At 41.6% G+C, this 13,562-nt stretch carries 14 protein-coding genes; 12 read left to right on the top strand and 2 right to left on the bottom strand.

The window, feature by feature from the left end:
• Window positions 1-278: 278 nt before the first annotated feature.
• Window positions 279-1,136 carry a MurR/RpiR family transcriptional regulator gene (locus H8S37_RS08240; protein WP_186875496.1) on the bottom strand — a complete coding sequence of 286 codons (858 nt, stop codon included), beginning with the start codon at window positions 1,134-1,136 and terminating at the stop codon, window positions 279-281.
• Between the two features lie 363 nt (window positions 1,137-1,499).
• On the opposite strand from H8S37_RS08240, the gene H8S37_RS08235 reads away from it, so the two are divergent.
• The 12 genes from H8S37_RS08235 (at window position 1,500) to H8S37_RS08180 (ending at window position 12,696) form a co-directional block, all read left to right on the top strand.
• Window positions 1,500-2,804 carry an ABC transporter substrate-binding protein gene (locus tag H8S37_RS08235; protein WP_186875495.1) on the top strand — a complete coding sequence of 435 codons (1,305 nt, stop codon included), beginning with the start codon at window positions 1,500-1,502 and terminating at the stop codon, window positions 2,802-2,804.
• Between the two features lie 56 nt (window positions 2,805-2,860).
• Window positions 2,861-3,778 carry a carbohydrate ABC transporter permease gene (locus tag H8S37_RS08230; RefSeq protein WP_186875494.1) on the top strand — a complete coding sequence of 306 codons (918 nt, stop codon included), beginning with the start codon at window positions 2,861-2,863 and terminating at the stop codon, window positions 3,776-3,778.
• Window positions 3,775-4,647 (top strand): carbohydrate ABC transporter permease, encoded by an 873-nt coding sequence (locus tag H8S37_RS08225; RefSeq protein ID WP_186875493.1) that lies wholly within the window; start codon window positions 3,775-3,777, stop codon window positions 4,645-4,647. The genes H8S37_RS08230 and H8S37_RS08225 overlap by 4 nt, the downstream gene beginning before the upstream one ends.
• A gap of 9 nt (window positions 4,648-4,656) precedes the next feature.
• The gene (locus H8S37_RS08220) at window positions 4,657-5,286 is read left to right on the top strand and encodes an SGNH/GDSL hydrolase family protein (RefSeq protein ID WP_186875492.1); all 630 of its coding nucleotides are present in this window, start codon (window positions 4,657-4,659) and stop codon (window positions 5,284-5,286) included.
• A gap of 2 nt (window positions 5,287-5,288) precedes the next feature.
• Window positions 5,289-5,978 (top strand): N-acetylmannosamine-6-phosphate 2-epimerase, encoded by a 690-nt coding sequence (locus tag H8S37_RS08215; RefSeq protein WP_186875491.1) that lies wholly within the window; start codon window positions 5,289-5,291, stop codon window positions 5,976-5,978.
• Window positions 5,975-6,898, top strand: coding sequence for an ROK family protein (locus H8S37_RS08210; protein ID WP_186875490.1), 924 nt, complete (start codon window positions 5,975-5,977; stop codon window positions 6,896-6,898). The genes H8S37_RS08215 and H8S37_RS08210 overlap by 4 nt, the downstream gene beginning before the upstream one ends.
• A gap of 175 nt (window positions 6,899-7,073) precedes the next feature.
• A complete protein-coding gene (nagB, locus tag H8S37_RS08205; protein ID WP_186875489.1) occupies window positions 7,074-7,817 on the top strand; it encodes a glucosamine-6-phosphate deaminase in 744 nt (247 codons plus the stop codon).
• Window positions 7,818-7,836: 19 nt separating this feature from the next.
• Window positions 7,837-8,592, top strand: a complete 756-nt coding sequence (locus H8S37_RS08200; protein ID WP_186875488.1) for a copper homeostasis protein CutC — start codon at window positions 7,837-7,839, stop codon at window positions 8,590-8,592.
• A complete protein-coding gene (locus H8S37_RS08195; protein WP_186875487.1) occupies window positions 8,585-9,481 on the top strand; it encodes a Cof-type HAD-IIB family hydrolase in 897 nt (298 codons plus the stop codon). Before H8S37_RS08200 ends, H8S37_RS08195 begins: the two co-directional genes overlap by 8 nt.
• Before the next feature lie 780 nt (window positions 9,482-10,261).
• Window positions 10,262-10,873, top strand: coding sequence for a DUF3267 domain-containing protein (locus H8S37_RS08190; protein WP_186875486.1), 612 nt, complete (start codon window positions 10,262-10,264; stop codon window positions 10,871-10,873).
• 44 nt (window positions 10,874-10,917) lie between these two features.
• Window positions 10,918-12,144 (top strand): tyrosine--tRNA ligase, encoded by a 1,227-nt coding sequence (gene tyrS, locus H8S37_RS08185; protein WP_186875485.1) that lies wholly within the window; start codon window positions 10,918-10,920, stop codon window positions 12,142-12,144.
• A gap of 39 nt (window positions 12,145-12,183) precedes the next feature.
• Window positions 12,184-12,696, top strand: a complete 513-nt coding sequence (locus H8S37_RS08180; protein WP_186875484.1) for a flavin reductase family protein — start codon at window positions 12,184-12,186, stop codon at window positions 12,694-12,696.
• A 308-nt stretch (window positions 12,697-13,004) separates the two neighbouring features.
• Here H8S37_RS08180 and bcp read toward each other — a convergent pair whose 3' ends face one another.
• A complete protein-coding gene (gene bcp / locus H8S37_RS08175) occupies window positions 13,005-13,457 on the bottom strand; it encodes a thioredoxin-dependent thiol peroxidase (RefSeq protein WP_186875483.1) in 453 nt (150 codons plus the stop codon).
• Window positions 13,458-13,562: the final 105 nt, after the last annotated feature.

Raw genomic sequence — 13,562 nt, 5'->3', positions numbered from 1 at the left:
GGCACCACTTCCCTGTAGACGAAGGAAAAACTTCTGGCTAGAAGTCTGTAGCAGCGTGAAGCCGGTTCTGTTCTGTCTGAAATGTGAATTTAATTGGGGAAGAACGTAAGCAAAAAGAGAAAGCAGTGCATAAGCAGGGAATTTTAAGTGGAGCCCTGACCTGCGTTGCGCTGCCTTCTCTTTTTGCGTACCATTCTTTACCACCTTCCACAGTGCCAGCTCAATTCCGCTGCGCTTCTTTTCGCACTGCTTGTTGCTTCGTTAATTTTATATTCAACTCACATCATTTTTTCTGTTATCACGCGAGAGGTTTTCTTTTTGTTTTCAATCGCACGATTTCCTAATTTTTTATAGACTTCTGCATAAAGAATGTCAACTAAAAATAACTGTGCAGTTTTATTTGCGATGGAACCTCCTTCCATTGGGCCTTCATTTGCGCCGCATAAAAGCAGGACGTCTGAATACTGTGCGGCAGGAGTTTTTAAAAACTGAGTGATAAAAATAACAGGAACTTTGGAGGAATGACAAATGTGTGCAATTTCAATACAGTCCTTCGTAATGCCGGAATTGCAGAAAATAATAGCGATATCTTCCGGAGATAATAATGCTGCCTGTGTCAGTTGTATATGAGCATCTGAATTATAAATGAAGTTAGGAAGAATTTTCATAAACTTGTTTTTTGCTTCGTTTGCACTGGTGCCTGAACCGCCAAATCCAAAGAGATTGATTGTGCGTGCACTCAAAATCAAATTTACAGCTCGGGAAACTGAACTGAAGTTTAAAGTCTCGAAGGTCTGTTCAAGGGCGAGAATATATGCACGCTTTACGTTTGCAGCAGTTTCGCGGCAATTTGGAGTAGCAGCGACATCGATTGTCTCTTTTTTAAAGCTGGTTTCAGGACTGGATGTACTAAGTGCAAGAGAAAGCTTGAAATCTTGGTATCCCTTGAGAGATAAGGTACGGCAGAAACGGAATACACTGGTCTCACCTACGTGGCAGAGCCTGGACAAATCTGTGATTGTGGCGTTCAGCGCAGCCTGGGGAGAGGAAAGAACAAAATCCGCAACTTTTTTTTCAGCCTTGGTCATTTTTGAATATCTGCTTGTGATTTCCGTCATCAGGGTAGTTGTAGCCATAGAGACACCTCGCTTTTCTTTACATTGTAACATAGGGGAAAAATGACTGTCAATTTAACCGGAACTAAGAAGAAAAAAGAGGATACGTACAGACCGATTAAATGTCATTAATTAAATAAAATAGAATAAAAAAGAAAAAAATTCTTTTTTTATTTATTGTAAAAATATCATAATTTAAATCATAAATCAACTGATAAAATATAAAAAACACACAAAATACGTGTTGACAACTGAAAATAAAAATGATAATCTTATTTCAGAAAAAATATTTTTTGAAAATTTATCAAATTATAATTTGATAAAAAAGAAAAAATTTTCAAAAAATATTCTGACGTAAAATTTTATAAAGGAGGATGTGTAGAAATGAAAAAGAAAATGGTAAGTGTACTTTTGTGTATGTCTTTAGCGGCTGGCATGCTGGCGGGCTGCGGGGGCGGTGAAGAGAAAAAGTCGTCCAGTGCAGATGGAGATAAGCCATATGCTGGAGAAAAGCTTACCGTACTGTATATGTCAGGTGTATATGCAGATGCGGCAAATAGCATGGTAGATGAGTTTGAAGAACAGACGGGAGCTGCTGTGGAGGTTGTAGACTTTCCATATGCAACATTACATGAAAAAGCATTACTGGATCTGACAAGTGGTACGGGCTCCTATGATGTCATAGATGTAGCAAGCCAGTGGGACGGGGAATTTGCACCATATATGACAGATCTTCAGGAATTTATGGATAAGGATGATTACAGCACAGATGTTTTTATTGAAAAAGTGCTTGAAAACTGTGGTGTATGGCAGGGAGTGACGACAGGAATACCGAATGCATGTACTCCGCAGCTCTTTGCTTATCGTACAGACCTTTTGCCTGAAGGGATTCCAGATACATGGGAGGAATATCGGGAAGTGGCGAAATCTTTGACAAATAAAGAAGAAGGTATGTATGGTATATCCGTATCCGCAACAACCGGTCAGCTTGGAGGTACATTTGACTATGTACTGTGGTCTATGGGAGGCGCCTGGGCAGATGAGGACTGGAATGTAACGATTGATTCCGACGCGACGAGAGAGGCCCTGAAACATTTGAAGGAAATTCAGGATTACGCAGATCCATCGATTTTGTCATGGGGAACAGAAGAATCTATCAAGGCATTCCTCGACGGAAATGCGGCGATATGCGAGACTTGGCCAACACTGGGACTGACACAGGCGGCGGATGATGAAAGTCAGTCAAAGGTTGTAGGAAAATGGGCGCTTGATGTAATTCCACATGATGAGACAGGAACAACACTTCTGAGTGCCTGGGATGTATCTATTCCGGCGGCATCTAAAAATCAGGAGCTTGCATGGGAATGGATAAAGATGTATACAAGCGAAGAAAAACAAAATCAATTTTACGAAGAATATGGTATTCTCTCACCACGGGAAGCATTCTGGGAACAGGACGGCATCAAAGGTACATATATGGATACAGTAAGAGAAGCGCTTGATACTGCAAATATGTGGTGGAGAATTCCGGCATCTACAGAGGTAGATACAATGTTAAATACAGTAGTGAGCCAATATATGTCCGGACAGATTGAGTTGGAAGAAGCGGTTTCAAAAATGGAAGAGGGCATGGAGGCAGCATTGAAGAACGCGCCGCCGGAGGAAGGAACGAAGAACTATAATCTTTAAAAGAGATTCAGAGCAGGGCTGTCATATGACAGCCCTGTATGGAAAGGAAGAAAGGTATGGCAAACAGGAAAAAACATGTGCAGAAGAATATCAGAAAAAGCAAAAGTGATAAAGCGGCATCCTGGCTTTTTTTGACTCCGACAATGATTTTTCTGGGAGTAACGGCGCTGCTCCCATTACTTTATTCAGTATATTTGAGCTTTTTTAAGATGAAGCTGAATCTCCCCAATGCGGTTCCGGAATTTGTAGGACTTTCGAACTATATCAGAATGCTTACAGATGAAGCGCTCCATGTCAGTACATTAAATACATTATTATTTGCGGTAGTTTCTGTGACACTGGAGGTATTGGTGGGACTTTTTGTTGCTATGGCGCTTTGCTCAGATAAAATGTGGGCGAGAATTATCACTTCGATCTTCTTGATCCCAATGATTATGGCTCCTGTAGCTGTCGGTACTCTCTGGCGCATGATGCTGGATTCTACAACGGGAGTTATCAACTATCTTTTAAGCTTTCTGGGAATACCAAGCATTACCTGGTTAAGCAGCACGAAAACGGCGATGATAGCGGTTATCTTGGTCAATGTGTGGCAGCTGGCTCCATGGGTGACGATTATCTGCGCAGCAGGACTAAAAGCGCTGCCTCAGGACAGCCTGGAAGCAGCAAGTGTGGACGGAGCGTCTAACGGTGTAATCTTCCGGAAAATTGTACTTCCTTACATAGCCCCGCTTCTTACTATTGTTGTGATGCTGCGCTTTGTAGATGCATTTAAAGTATTTGACACAGTGTATGTTATGACAAACGGCGGTCCAGGAAATGCTACAGAAATGCTTCCGAACTATATTTATAAGCAGGGACTGAAATTTTTTGACGCAGGATATTCTGCGGCTCTGGCGATTGTATTTGTAGTAATTATGACGTTGGTAACTGTAGGATTTTTGAAAATGAGAGATAGGATGGAGGCGCAGATATGAAGAAAATGAAACACAAAGCACCGACTACAGACAACATTATTGGAAATTTTGCGGGGAAACCGGTGCGGGTTATCCTCATTGGGATTTCTTTGATTCTGATTGTGTTTCCTCTCTATTGGCTCATAACAAGCTCTTTTAAAATAGAAGGAGAGTATTTGTCCAACCCTCCGGTCTTATTTCCCAGTATATTTACACTGGATAGTTATCAGGAAATTTTCGGAAAGAACCAGCTTTTGCAGCATTTTATGAATACATTGATTGTGGCGGGCGGCTCAACGATTATATCTGTTATATTTGGAAGTATGGCGGCTTATGCAGTTGCGCGCGGAAGCATTGGAAACAGAGCGAGAAAATGGTTCGGACTATGGTTCATGGTACAGAAAATGTATCCGGCGATTGCTACAGCTATACCAGTTTATCTGGTTATGAGAAGCCTGCATCTGATCGATACAAAGACAGCATTGATTATTATGAATACTAGTTTTAATCTGCCGCTTGTAATCTGGCTTATGATGGGATTTTTCGAACAACTTCCTTTGGAGCTGGAAGAATCGGCTATGCTGGATGGATGTGGGTTTACCAAACGCTTTTTTCTGATTATTTTCCCCCTTACCAAACCGGGAATTATTGCCTCTGCGATTCTTGCGTTTGTAGGAGCGTGGAATGAATTTTTATTTGCTGTTATTTTGAGCATCAATAAATCAAAGACACTTCCGGTCGTCATTGCAGGATTTATCACAGATCGGGGCTTGGAATGGGGGCCAATGGCCGCTACAGCAGTAATTACACTTGTACCGGTTTTAATTCTTGTGTGGGTGCTTCAGAAAAATTTTGTTCAGGGACTTGCGATGGGAGCAGTGAAAGGTTAGGTATAGGAGATGAAGAAAAGAGTATTGTGTTTTGGAGATTCGAATACATGGGGATATGATGCTGTGACAGACGGGCGTTTTCCAGAAGAAGTAAGATGGACAGGCAAGCTTGCTGCACGTCTGGGGAGTGAATACGCTGTAATAGAAGAAGGATTAAGCGGAAGGACAACAGTGTTTGAAGACCCACTGAATGAAGGGATGAGTGCACTGTCATTTCTATATCCCTGTCTAATGTCACAGGCGCCTCTTGATTATATGATTATTATGCTGGGGACAAATGATTGTAAAGAACGCTTCTGTGCAACATCCAAAAATATAGCAGACGGAATGAAAAGACTAGTATGTAAAGCGGCGGCGACACCGGCGTGGAGAGAAAAAGCAAAGATTCTTATTGTTGCTCCGGCTCCCATTGCTCCGCAGTGTGAGCAGTCAAAGGTAGCAGGGGAAATGGGAAAATGCAGCGCTAAATCGACAGAACTTGCAGATCAATTTAGAAAATGTGCCGAGGAATGTGGATGTGATTTTCTGGACGCGGGACCTGTCTGTACAATGAATCAGATAGATTTTATGCATATGGATGCGGCGAGCCATGATAAATTTAGCGCTGAAATTGAAAAAATAGTAAAAAGGCGGGTATGATTATGGGAAAACCAGTTGAGACGATAAAAGGAAAACTAATAGTATCCTGTCAGGCGCTTCCGGAAGAACCACTACATTCTTCTTTTATTATGGGGAGGATGGCATTCGCGGCTATGGCAGGAGGTGCTGCTGGAATCAGGGCAAATACGAAAGAAGATATAGCCGAGATAAAAAAGAATGTAGATCTGCCTGTAATTGGAATTGTAAAAAGAGATTATGAGGACAGTCATGTATATATTACGCCTACTATGAAAGAAATTAGAGAACTGATGGAAGTAAAACCGGAAATCATTGCCGTAGACGCTACTGGAGGAATACGGCCGGGCGGGATCGGTCTGAAAGAGTTTTATAAGGAAATTAGAAGCAATTATCCAGAACAACTTCTTATGGCAGACTGCTCTACTTTGGAGGAAGCAGTGTATGCGGACGAATTAGGGTTTGACTTCATTGGGACTACCCTGGTTGGATATACAGAACAAAGCAAAGGAATTAAAATAGAACAAAATGACTTTTTCTTGATCAGAGAAATATTAAAGCGTGTGAAACACAGAGTTATCGCAGAGGGAAATATTAATACCCCTGAGAAGGTACATAAAGTGATGGGGCTTGGTGTATATAGTGTAGTGGTAGGAACGGCAATTACAAGACCGCAGGAGATTACGAAAGAATTTGTAAGGGCATTAGAAAAATGAAAGAATATTATGTAAGCATTGATGTGGGAGGAACAGCCCTGAAATATGGTATAATAGACGAACACGCGCAGATTATAAAAAAGGATAGTGTTCAGACGAATACGGCAGGAAAAGGCGAAGGAATTCTGGAACAGATAGTAAAGATAACGGAAAAAGAACAGGAAAATTTTAAGATTTCTGGAATCTGTGTGTCTACCGCAGGAATTGTAGACTGCGAAAAAGGAAAAATTCTGTATGCAGGAGAACTGATACCTGGTTATACCGGCACAGAGATTAAAAAGCAGATGGAAGAACGGTTTCAAATACCATGTGCAGTGGAAAATGATGTGAATTGTGCGGGATTGGCAGAAGTAGTAAGCGGAGCTGCCGTAGGACGCAAAAGTGTCGTATGCCTCACAGTCGGCACAGGAATCGGAGGTTGTGTGATTCTGGATGGAGAGGTTTATCACGGATATGGAAATTGTGCAGGTGAAGTAGGGTATCTGTATATGGATGGAAGTGATTTCCAGACGCTGGGAGCTGGGAGCATTATGAGTAAAAAGATAGCAGGCAAAAAGAATGGCAGACCAGAAAAGTGGAATGGAATTAAGATTTTTGAATATGCAAAGCAAGGGGATGAGGACTGTATTAGAGCAATTGAGGAAATGACAGAAGTACTCGGGAAAGGAATTGCGTCTATCTGTTATGTCCTGAACCCACAGATGGTTGTGCTAGGTGGAGGGGTAATGGAACAAAAAGAGGTTCTGAAGCCCCTTATAGAAAAACAGATACAAAAATATTTAAAGCCGATTTTACTGGAAAAGACAGAAATTGCGTTTGCGAAACATGGAAATAATGCAGGAATATTAGGGGCTTTTTACAATTTTAAAAAATATTACAGGAAGGAGAAAAACAAGGAGGCAAGAGCATTTGAAACTTGACAATCTGTCAGGTAATTGATAGTATGAAACTAATTAAATGGACTGGATTGTTATGAATGGAGGCAAAACCAGATTTTCGAGGAATAAAGTAAGATTCTTTATATTCTGGAAATCTGGTTTTTTCATCTTTGTAAATCGTTCCATAATAATCTCAGCATAGAGGAGGAATCTAAAAATGAAAATCTACAAAGCAAAAGATTACCAGGAAATGAGCAGGATCGCTGCGAACATTATAGCTGCCCAGGTTATTCTGAAGCCAGATTGTGTTTTGGGGCTGGCAACAGGCTCTACGCCGATTGGCACGTATGACAGGCTGACAGAACTGTATGAAAGCAAAGACTTGGATTTTTCCCAGGTTAAGACAGTGAATCTGGATGAGTATAAGGGGCTTAATCATGCCAATGATCAGAGCTATTATTATTTTATGCACAAAAATTTGTTCGACCGTGTAAATATCAAAGAAGAAAACACCAATGTTCCCAATGGAATGGAGCCAGACGCGGCGAAAGAATGTGCAAGGTATGAAGAGTTGATTCGCTCTCTGGGCGGGATCGATTTGCAGCTTCTCGGACTGGGCCATAACGGACATATTGGTTTTAATGAACCTTGTGATATTTTTGAAAAGGAGACACACTGCGTAGATCTTACTGAGAGTACAATCGAAGCAAACAAACGATTCTTTGCCTGCGCAGATGACGTCCCAAGACAGGCATATACAATGGGAATCGGCACGATTATGGCGGCAAAGAAGGTTCTGCTGGTTGCAAATGGGGAGGCGAAGGCAGATATTGTGGCAAAGGCGTTCTTTGGAGAAATTACACCGCAGGTTCCGGCATCCATTTTGCAGCTGCATAAGGATGCGATACTTGTATGTGACGAAGCGGCATTGTCAAAACGCGGTAGTGTGCGGTTTTCTTAAAGAGGAAGGAAAGACAGAGATGAAATGCACGCTGGAAGTATGTGTGGACAGTGTTCAGTCTGCTTTAGAAGCACAGAAAGCAAAGGCAGAGCGCATAGAATTGTGCAGCAATTTAATCATTGGCGGAACATCGCCGGGAAAGGCGCTTTTTCAGCAAGTGAGGTATTACACGGATTTAGAAATCCGTGTATTGCTTCGTCCGCGGTTTGGAGATTTTTGTTATGATAAATATGAACTTGCCCAGATGAGGGAAGAGGCAGAAATGTACCGTGAACTAGGGGCCGACGCGATTGTAACGGGAATTTTGTGCCCTGACGGTACATTGAATGTAGAGCAGATGCAAGGGCTCATCAAAGCAGCGCATGGCTTGGAATTTACCTTACATCGGGCATTCGATATGTGTCGGGATGCGTTTATGGCTTTAGAGCAGGCTGTGGAATTGGGGATTGGAACGATTCTCACAAGCGGACAAAAAAATTCAGCATGGGAGGGCCGCAAGCTGCTAAAAGAACTGGCAGAAAAAAGTGAGGGTCGTGTGGAAATTCTTGCAGGTGCAGGAATTACACCGGATGTGATTGGAAAATTAGTTTCCTATACAAAAATTACAGCCTATCATATGTCGGGAAAGGTTGTAAAGAACAGTGCCATGGAATTCAGAAGAACAGGCGTAAACATGGGAATTCCAGGCTTCAGTGAGTATGAGATCTGGCAGACAGATGCAGAAAAGATCAGAGAAGCAGCCGAAGTGCTTAAAGGAGTTTGCAAGGATGATTAAAGTAATTGCGTCCGATTTAGACGGGACGCTGTTAAATGAAGAACATAGAATATCAGAGAGAACAATTAAGGCAGTAAAGCGCGCACAGGAAGAAGGTATCTGCTTTATAGCCGCGACTGGCAGAGGCTACAAAGAGGCGGAGCTTGTGTTAGGGGCGGCTGGGATTCGCTGCGGCAAGATTGTTACCAGCGGATCAGAAGTAAGGGATGCGTCCGATAAGATTATCAAAACGATTGCAATGGAGAAAGAGGCTGCGGCGAAGATTTTAGAGATTTCTGAAAAAGCAGGGATTGCGGCGTATATATTTACGGATGAACTGGACGGAGTTATCGGCACTGCGAAAGAGGTGGAAGATTTTCTTGTCGCACAGATACAGACGTTTCATTTAAATGGCACGAAAGAGGAAATTTTAAAAACCCCTGTGTTTGAAGAATACAAAAAGACTACAAATGTAATACCAGATAAAGAGAAGATATTAAAATCTAACCGTAGTATATATAAAATTTTTCTGTTTTCTACCAATCTTGAAATCATAGAAAATATTAAAAAGGAAGTAGAGCGTATACCGGACATTGCCTCGGCTGCGTCATCGCTGGACAATGTAGAGATTACCAGTGTACAGGCACAGAAAGGCCCTGTGCTGAAATGGTATATAGAGAGTATGGGATATTGCATGGACGAGGTAATGGTACTGGGGGACAGCCTGAATGACTATTCCATGCTGTCGATGAATTTTGGCGCCTGTGTAGCGATGGAAAATGCCGTAGAATCGTTAAAAGACATAGCGCCTTATCGTGCGCCGTCTAATAAGGAGGATGGGGCAGCATATGCGATTGAAAAGGTGTTGGAAGGAAAGCTGGAGGAACTAAGAGCAGATAAAATAGTGTAAATACGCTCTTGACAAACCATACATAATAGGATAAGATTTCAGCAGATATGAAACAGGCATAGAAGGGAACAAGTAGTAAGTGATATTCCTGTAAATGGAAGTTGGAGAAAACAGAAAGCAGCCGGCTGATGAGAGGCGCATGATACCGACATTTACGAATACATCCCGGAGCTGCGCATTGAAAGCATATAGAGTAAGAGATAAAGAGTTTTTACGAAATAGATGTATGTGTGAGTAGACTGCGACGTGGGCACGCGTTACTGTGCAGGGGCTTAAAGCATTGAGCTCTGTGAGATCGGCAGTGTGAGCTGTCGGTAAAACAAGGTGGTACCACGATTGATTCGTCCTTATCTTTTAAGATAAGGGCGTTTTTTGTATAATAGGATTAGAGTGTCAAAAGGTAACTTTTGCAAATGCTTCCGGCAATTTTCATAAAAAGATAACTTGCCAGACGACTTTATGCGCGATGGAGATGAAACTCAAAAATCACGGAAGCCTTTGCTGACGTGATTTTCGTATTAAGAGGTTCATCAGAATGCTCCGCGCACCGGAGTCTGAAAAGTTGCTTTTTGTGAAAATTGACAACAGAATTTAAATAAGTTACCTTTTGACACCCTAATCATAATAGGAAATTTCGATAAATTTCCTATTATACAAAAAGCCCTCCGGGCGGTATTGCGGCGGCGCGCAAAGTGTACAAGCCCCTCAAGAATGAGGGAGGGCAGGGGAGTTGAAGTGGGCTTGTCCACTTTGGTGTAATGGAAAGCGGAGAAAAAGAACATGAAAAAGAAACTAAGTCCGGCGAAAAAGAGAATCATAGAAAATTATGAGCGACAAAGAACAGAATTTATAGAACGGGGATATCAGGAGAAGTCAGAAGTAATTTCTATAGTGCGGGCGAATGTAATGGTACTCGTTGCGGCGCTCCCGCTTATTATTATAGGGAGGTTTATATGGGAAATATTTAATAGAGGGGATTGGTGGATAGGGGGATGGAATGTCCCGTTACTATGGCTTTTGGTTATCTTTTCTATGGCTATCCATGAAGTATTGCATGGAGCAGGCTGGTGTATGGGAGCGAAAGAAAAATGGAAGAGTATGTACATCGGAGTGATGTGGGAATTACTGACACCTTATTGCCATTGTAAAGAACCACTGCAGCCAGGCAAGTATTTACTTGGATGCCTGTTTCCGGGCGTGATTCTGGGAGCTGGTATATATATTGCTTCAATTATAACAGGAAACGCAATGCTTTTATGGTTGAGTATGATAAATATTCTAGGTGCAGGAGGAGATATATGGATTGCCTGGCGGGTGAGGAAATACCGCACAGGGTATGTGTTAGACCATCCCACAGAATGTGGTTTTCTTATATTTCAGAAACAGGATTAGATATTGCCCAAAATGAGGTGTAAAAAAGAAAGGAGAGAAGAAAAATGGGAATTTATGAAGAGCTGCAGGCGCGCGGACTTATTGCGCAGGTGACAGATGAAGAAGAAATCAGAGAATTAATTAACAATGGAAAGGCAACCTTTTATATCGGATTTGACCCTACTGCAGACAGCCTCCATGTAGGACACTTTATGGCGTTGTGTCTGATGAAAAGGTTACAGATGGCAGGGAATAAACCGATTGCTTTGATTGGCGGAGGAACAGGATATATAGGAGATCCTTCCGGAAGAACAGATATGCGTTCTATGATGACACCAGAGCAGATACAGCATAACTGCGATTGTTTTAAAAAGCAGATGAGCCGTTTTATTGATTTTTCAAAGGGAAAAGCATTGATGGTAAATAATGCGGACTGGCTTTTGGACTTGAACTACATTGAGTTACTCAGAGAAGTTGGTGCACATTTCTCAGTTAATAGGATGCTTACGGCAGAATGTTATAAACAGAGAATGGAAAAAGGGTTAAGCTTTCTGGAATTTAACTACATGATTATGCAGGCATACGATTTTTATGCACTGTATCAGAAATATGGCTGTAATCTTCAGTTTGGCGGCGACGATCAATGGAGCAATATGCTTGCAGGTACAGAGTTGATTCGCCGTAAATTAGGAAAAGACGCGAGCGCCATGACGATTACATTGCTTTTGAATTCTGAAGGAAAGAAAATGGGTAAAACGCAGTCTGGCGCAGTGTGGCTTGATCCAGAGAAAACATCGCCATTTGATTTCTATCAATATTGGAGAAATGTGGCTGACGCAGATGTACTTAAATGTATCCGCATGCTTACTTTCCTTCCATTGGAAGAGATTGACAAGATGGATAGCTGGGAAGGCGCGCAGTTGAATACGGCGAAGGAAATCCTGGCTTATGAACTTACGAAGCTGGTACATGGAGAAGAAGATGCAAAAAAGGCGCAAGAAAGTGCGCGGGCGTTGTTTAGCCAGGGGAGCGCGGCGCAGATGCCGACGGCAGAGCTGGAGGACGGAGATTTTACAGACGGAAAAATTGATATTCTTACTCTATTGGTAAAGAGTGGACTGGTTCCCTCTAAATCAGAGGCAAGACGTGCTGTACAACAGGGAGGCACCTCTGTTGATGGAGAGAAAGTGACAGATATTGCGATATCATATGGACAGGATATGTTCGTAAAAGAAGGAATTGTTTTGAAAAAAGGAAAGAAAAATTTCCGTAAAATTATACTAAAACATTAATATTTGTCGGAGAGCGTTAAATTAAGAGGAGGCAATTGTATGGGATTTAAAGAAGTAAATATTGAGACTTTGGAATTTAACCCTTTTACAAAAATTGGGAAAGAGTGGATGCTCATTACGGCCGGAGATGAAAAAAAGCATAATACAATGACTGCCAGTTGGGGCGGTGTGGGAATTATGTGGGGAAAGAGTGTAGTTGCCGCCTACATTAGGCCGCAGAGATATACAAAAGAATTTGTAGATGAGCAGGAAACCTTTACGCTTTCATTTTATGATGAAACCTACCGTAAAGCCTTGAGTATCTGCGGGAGTAAATCTGGACGTGATTGCGAAAAAGAAAAAGAGGCAGGACTGACACCTTACTATGTGGATGGAACGACCGCTTTTGAAGAAGCAAATATGATTTTTGTCTGCCGTAAATTATATTGTCAGGAAATGGGCCCACAATATTTTACACAAAATGATGGAATTGATGAAAAATGGTATCCGCAGAAAGATTACCATGTAATGTATATGGCAGAAATAATCAAAGTATTAGTAAAAGAAATATAAATTTAACGGAGCAACAAGCAGTGCGAAAAGAATCGACTTCACGTTGCTACAGAGTTCCAATCAGAAGTAAACAAATTTTTCTGATTAGAAATTCGTAGCAGCGTGAAGTCGATTTCTTTTTAATAAAATTTTTCTAACAGACAAGGAAGGTATTTTTGTCGGTTCCCACAGTGCCAGCTCAATTCCGCTACGCTTCATTTCGCTATCGGCAGTCGCCGAATGAAAAGAAACAGGAAGCCCTCTGCTTACATGCAAGCATGACACAGGGTCTTCCTATTCTTTTCGCACTGCTTGTTGCTTCGTTAAATTTATATTTCTTCAAGCATCTGTTTTGGATTTTCTGCGGATTTTACTTTGAACAGTGCTTTTTGGATTACTCCATTTTCATCAATTAAATAGGTGCTTCTGACAACTCCCATCATAGTCTTTCCATACATCTTTTTTTCATGCCACACGTCATATGCTTGAATTACTTTCAATTCTGGATCAGCAAGAAGTGTGAAAGGAAGGTTATATTTTTCAGCAAATTTTTTGTGTGAAGCGGAGGAGTCTTTGCTAATACCGATAACAACAGCTCCTTTTTCCGTAAACTGTGGGTAGAGTTCCCCGAAAGCGCAGGCCTGCTTTGTGCAGCCAGGAGTATTATCCTTTGGATAAAAATAGAGAATCACTTTCTTCCCTTTAAAGTCAGAGAGGGATATTGCATTTCCGCTTTGGTCGCTGAGCGTAAAGTCCGGCGCCTGTGTTCCAATTTCCAACATGTTTTAAAGCCTCCTAAAAAATAATGAATAAACAATAGTTAAGTGTATGAAAAGAATTATAACACAGATTACAGTACAATGCTTTCCCTTTTTTTGTGAAAGGAT

It is taken from the genome of Mediterraneibacter hominis, assembly GCF_014287475.1.
Classification (GTDB): domain Bacteria; phylum Bacillota; class Clostridia; order Lachnospirales; family Lachnospiraceae; genus Mediterraneibacter; species Mediterraneibacter hominis.
The sequence above is the reverse complement of the archived record's forward strand: the minus strand, read 5'-3'. Positions and strand labels throughout refer to the sequence as shown.

Excerpts from the sequence above, each read along its gene's own strand:
- H8S37_RS08215 (WP_186875491.1), top strand. The coding sequence starts at position 5,289 with ATGGGAAAACCAGTTGAGACGATAAAAGGAAAACTAATAGTATCCTGT.
- nagB (WP_186875489.1), top strand. The coding sequence starts at position 7,074 with ATGAAAATCTACAAAGCAAAAGATTACCAGGAAATGAGCAGGATCGCT.
- bcp (WP_186875483.1), bottom strand. The coding sequence starts at position 13,457 with ATGTTGGAAATTGGAACACAGGCGCCGGACTTTACGCTCAGCGACCAA.
- H8S37_RS08235 (WP_186875495.1), top strand. The coding sequence starts at position 1,500 with ATGAAAAAGAAAATGGTAAGTGTACTTTTGTGTATGTCTTTAGCGGCT.
- H8S37_RS08190 (WP_186875486.1), top strand. The coding sequence starts at position 10,262 with ATGAAAAAGAAACTAAGTCCGGCGAAAAAGAGAATCATAGAAAATTAT.
- H8S37_RS08220 (WP_186875492.1), top strand. The coding sequence starts at position 4,657 with ATGAAGAAAAGAGTATTGTGTTTTGGAGATTCGAATACATGGGGATAT.
- H8S37_RS08240 (WP_186875496.1), bottom strand. The coding sequence starts at position 1,136 with ATGGCTACAACTACCCTGATGACGGAAATCACAAGCAGATATTCAAAA.
- tyrS (WP_186875485.1), top strand. The coding sequence starts at position 10,918 with ATGGGAATTTATGAAGAGCTGCAGGCGCGCGGACTTATTGCGCAGGTG.
- H8S37_RS08180 (WP_186875484.1), top strand. The coding sequence starts at position 12,184 with ATGGGATTTAAAGAAGTAAATATTGAGACTTTGGAATTTAACCCTTTT.
- H8S37_RS08200 (WP_186875488.1), top strand. The coding sequence starts at position 7,837 with ATGAAATGCACGCTGGAAGTATGTGTGGACAGTGTTCAGTCTGCTTTA.
- H8S37_RS08210 (WP_186875490.1), top strand. The coding sequence starts at position 5,975 with ATGAAAGAATATTATGTAAGCATTGATGTGGGAGGAACAGCCCTGAAA.
- H8S37_RS08230 (WP_186875494.1), top strand. The coding sequence starts at position 2,861 with ATGGCAAACAGGAAAAAACATGTGCAGAAGAATATCAGAAAAAGCAAA.
- H8S37_RS08225 (WP_186875493.1), top strand. The coding sequence starts at position 3,775 with ATGAAGAAAATGAAACACAAAGCACCGACTACAGACAACATTATTGGA.
- H8S37_RS08195 (WP_186875487.1), top strand. The coding sequence starts at position 8,585 with ATGATTAAAGTAATTGCGTCCGATTTAGACGGGACGCTGTTAAATGAA.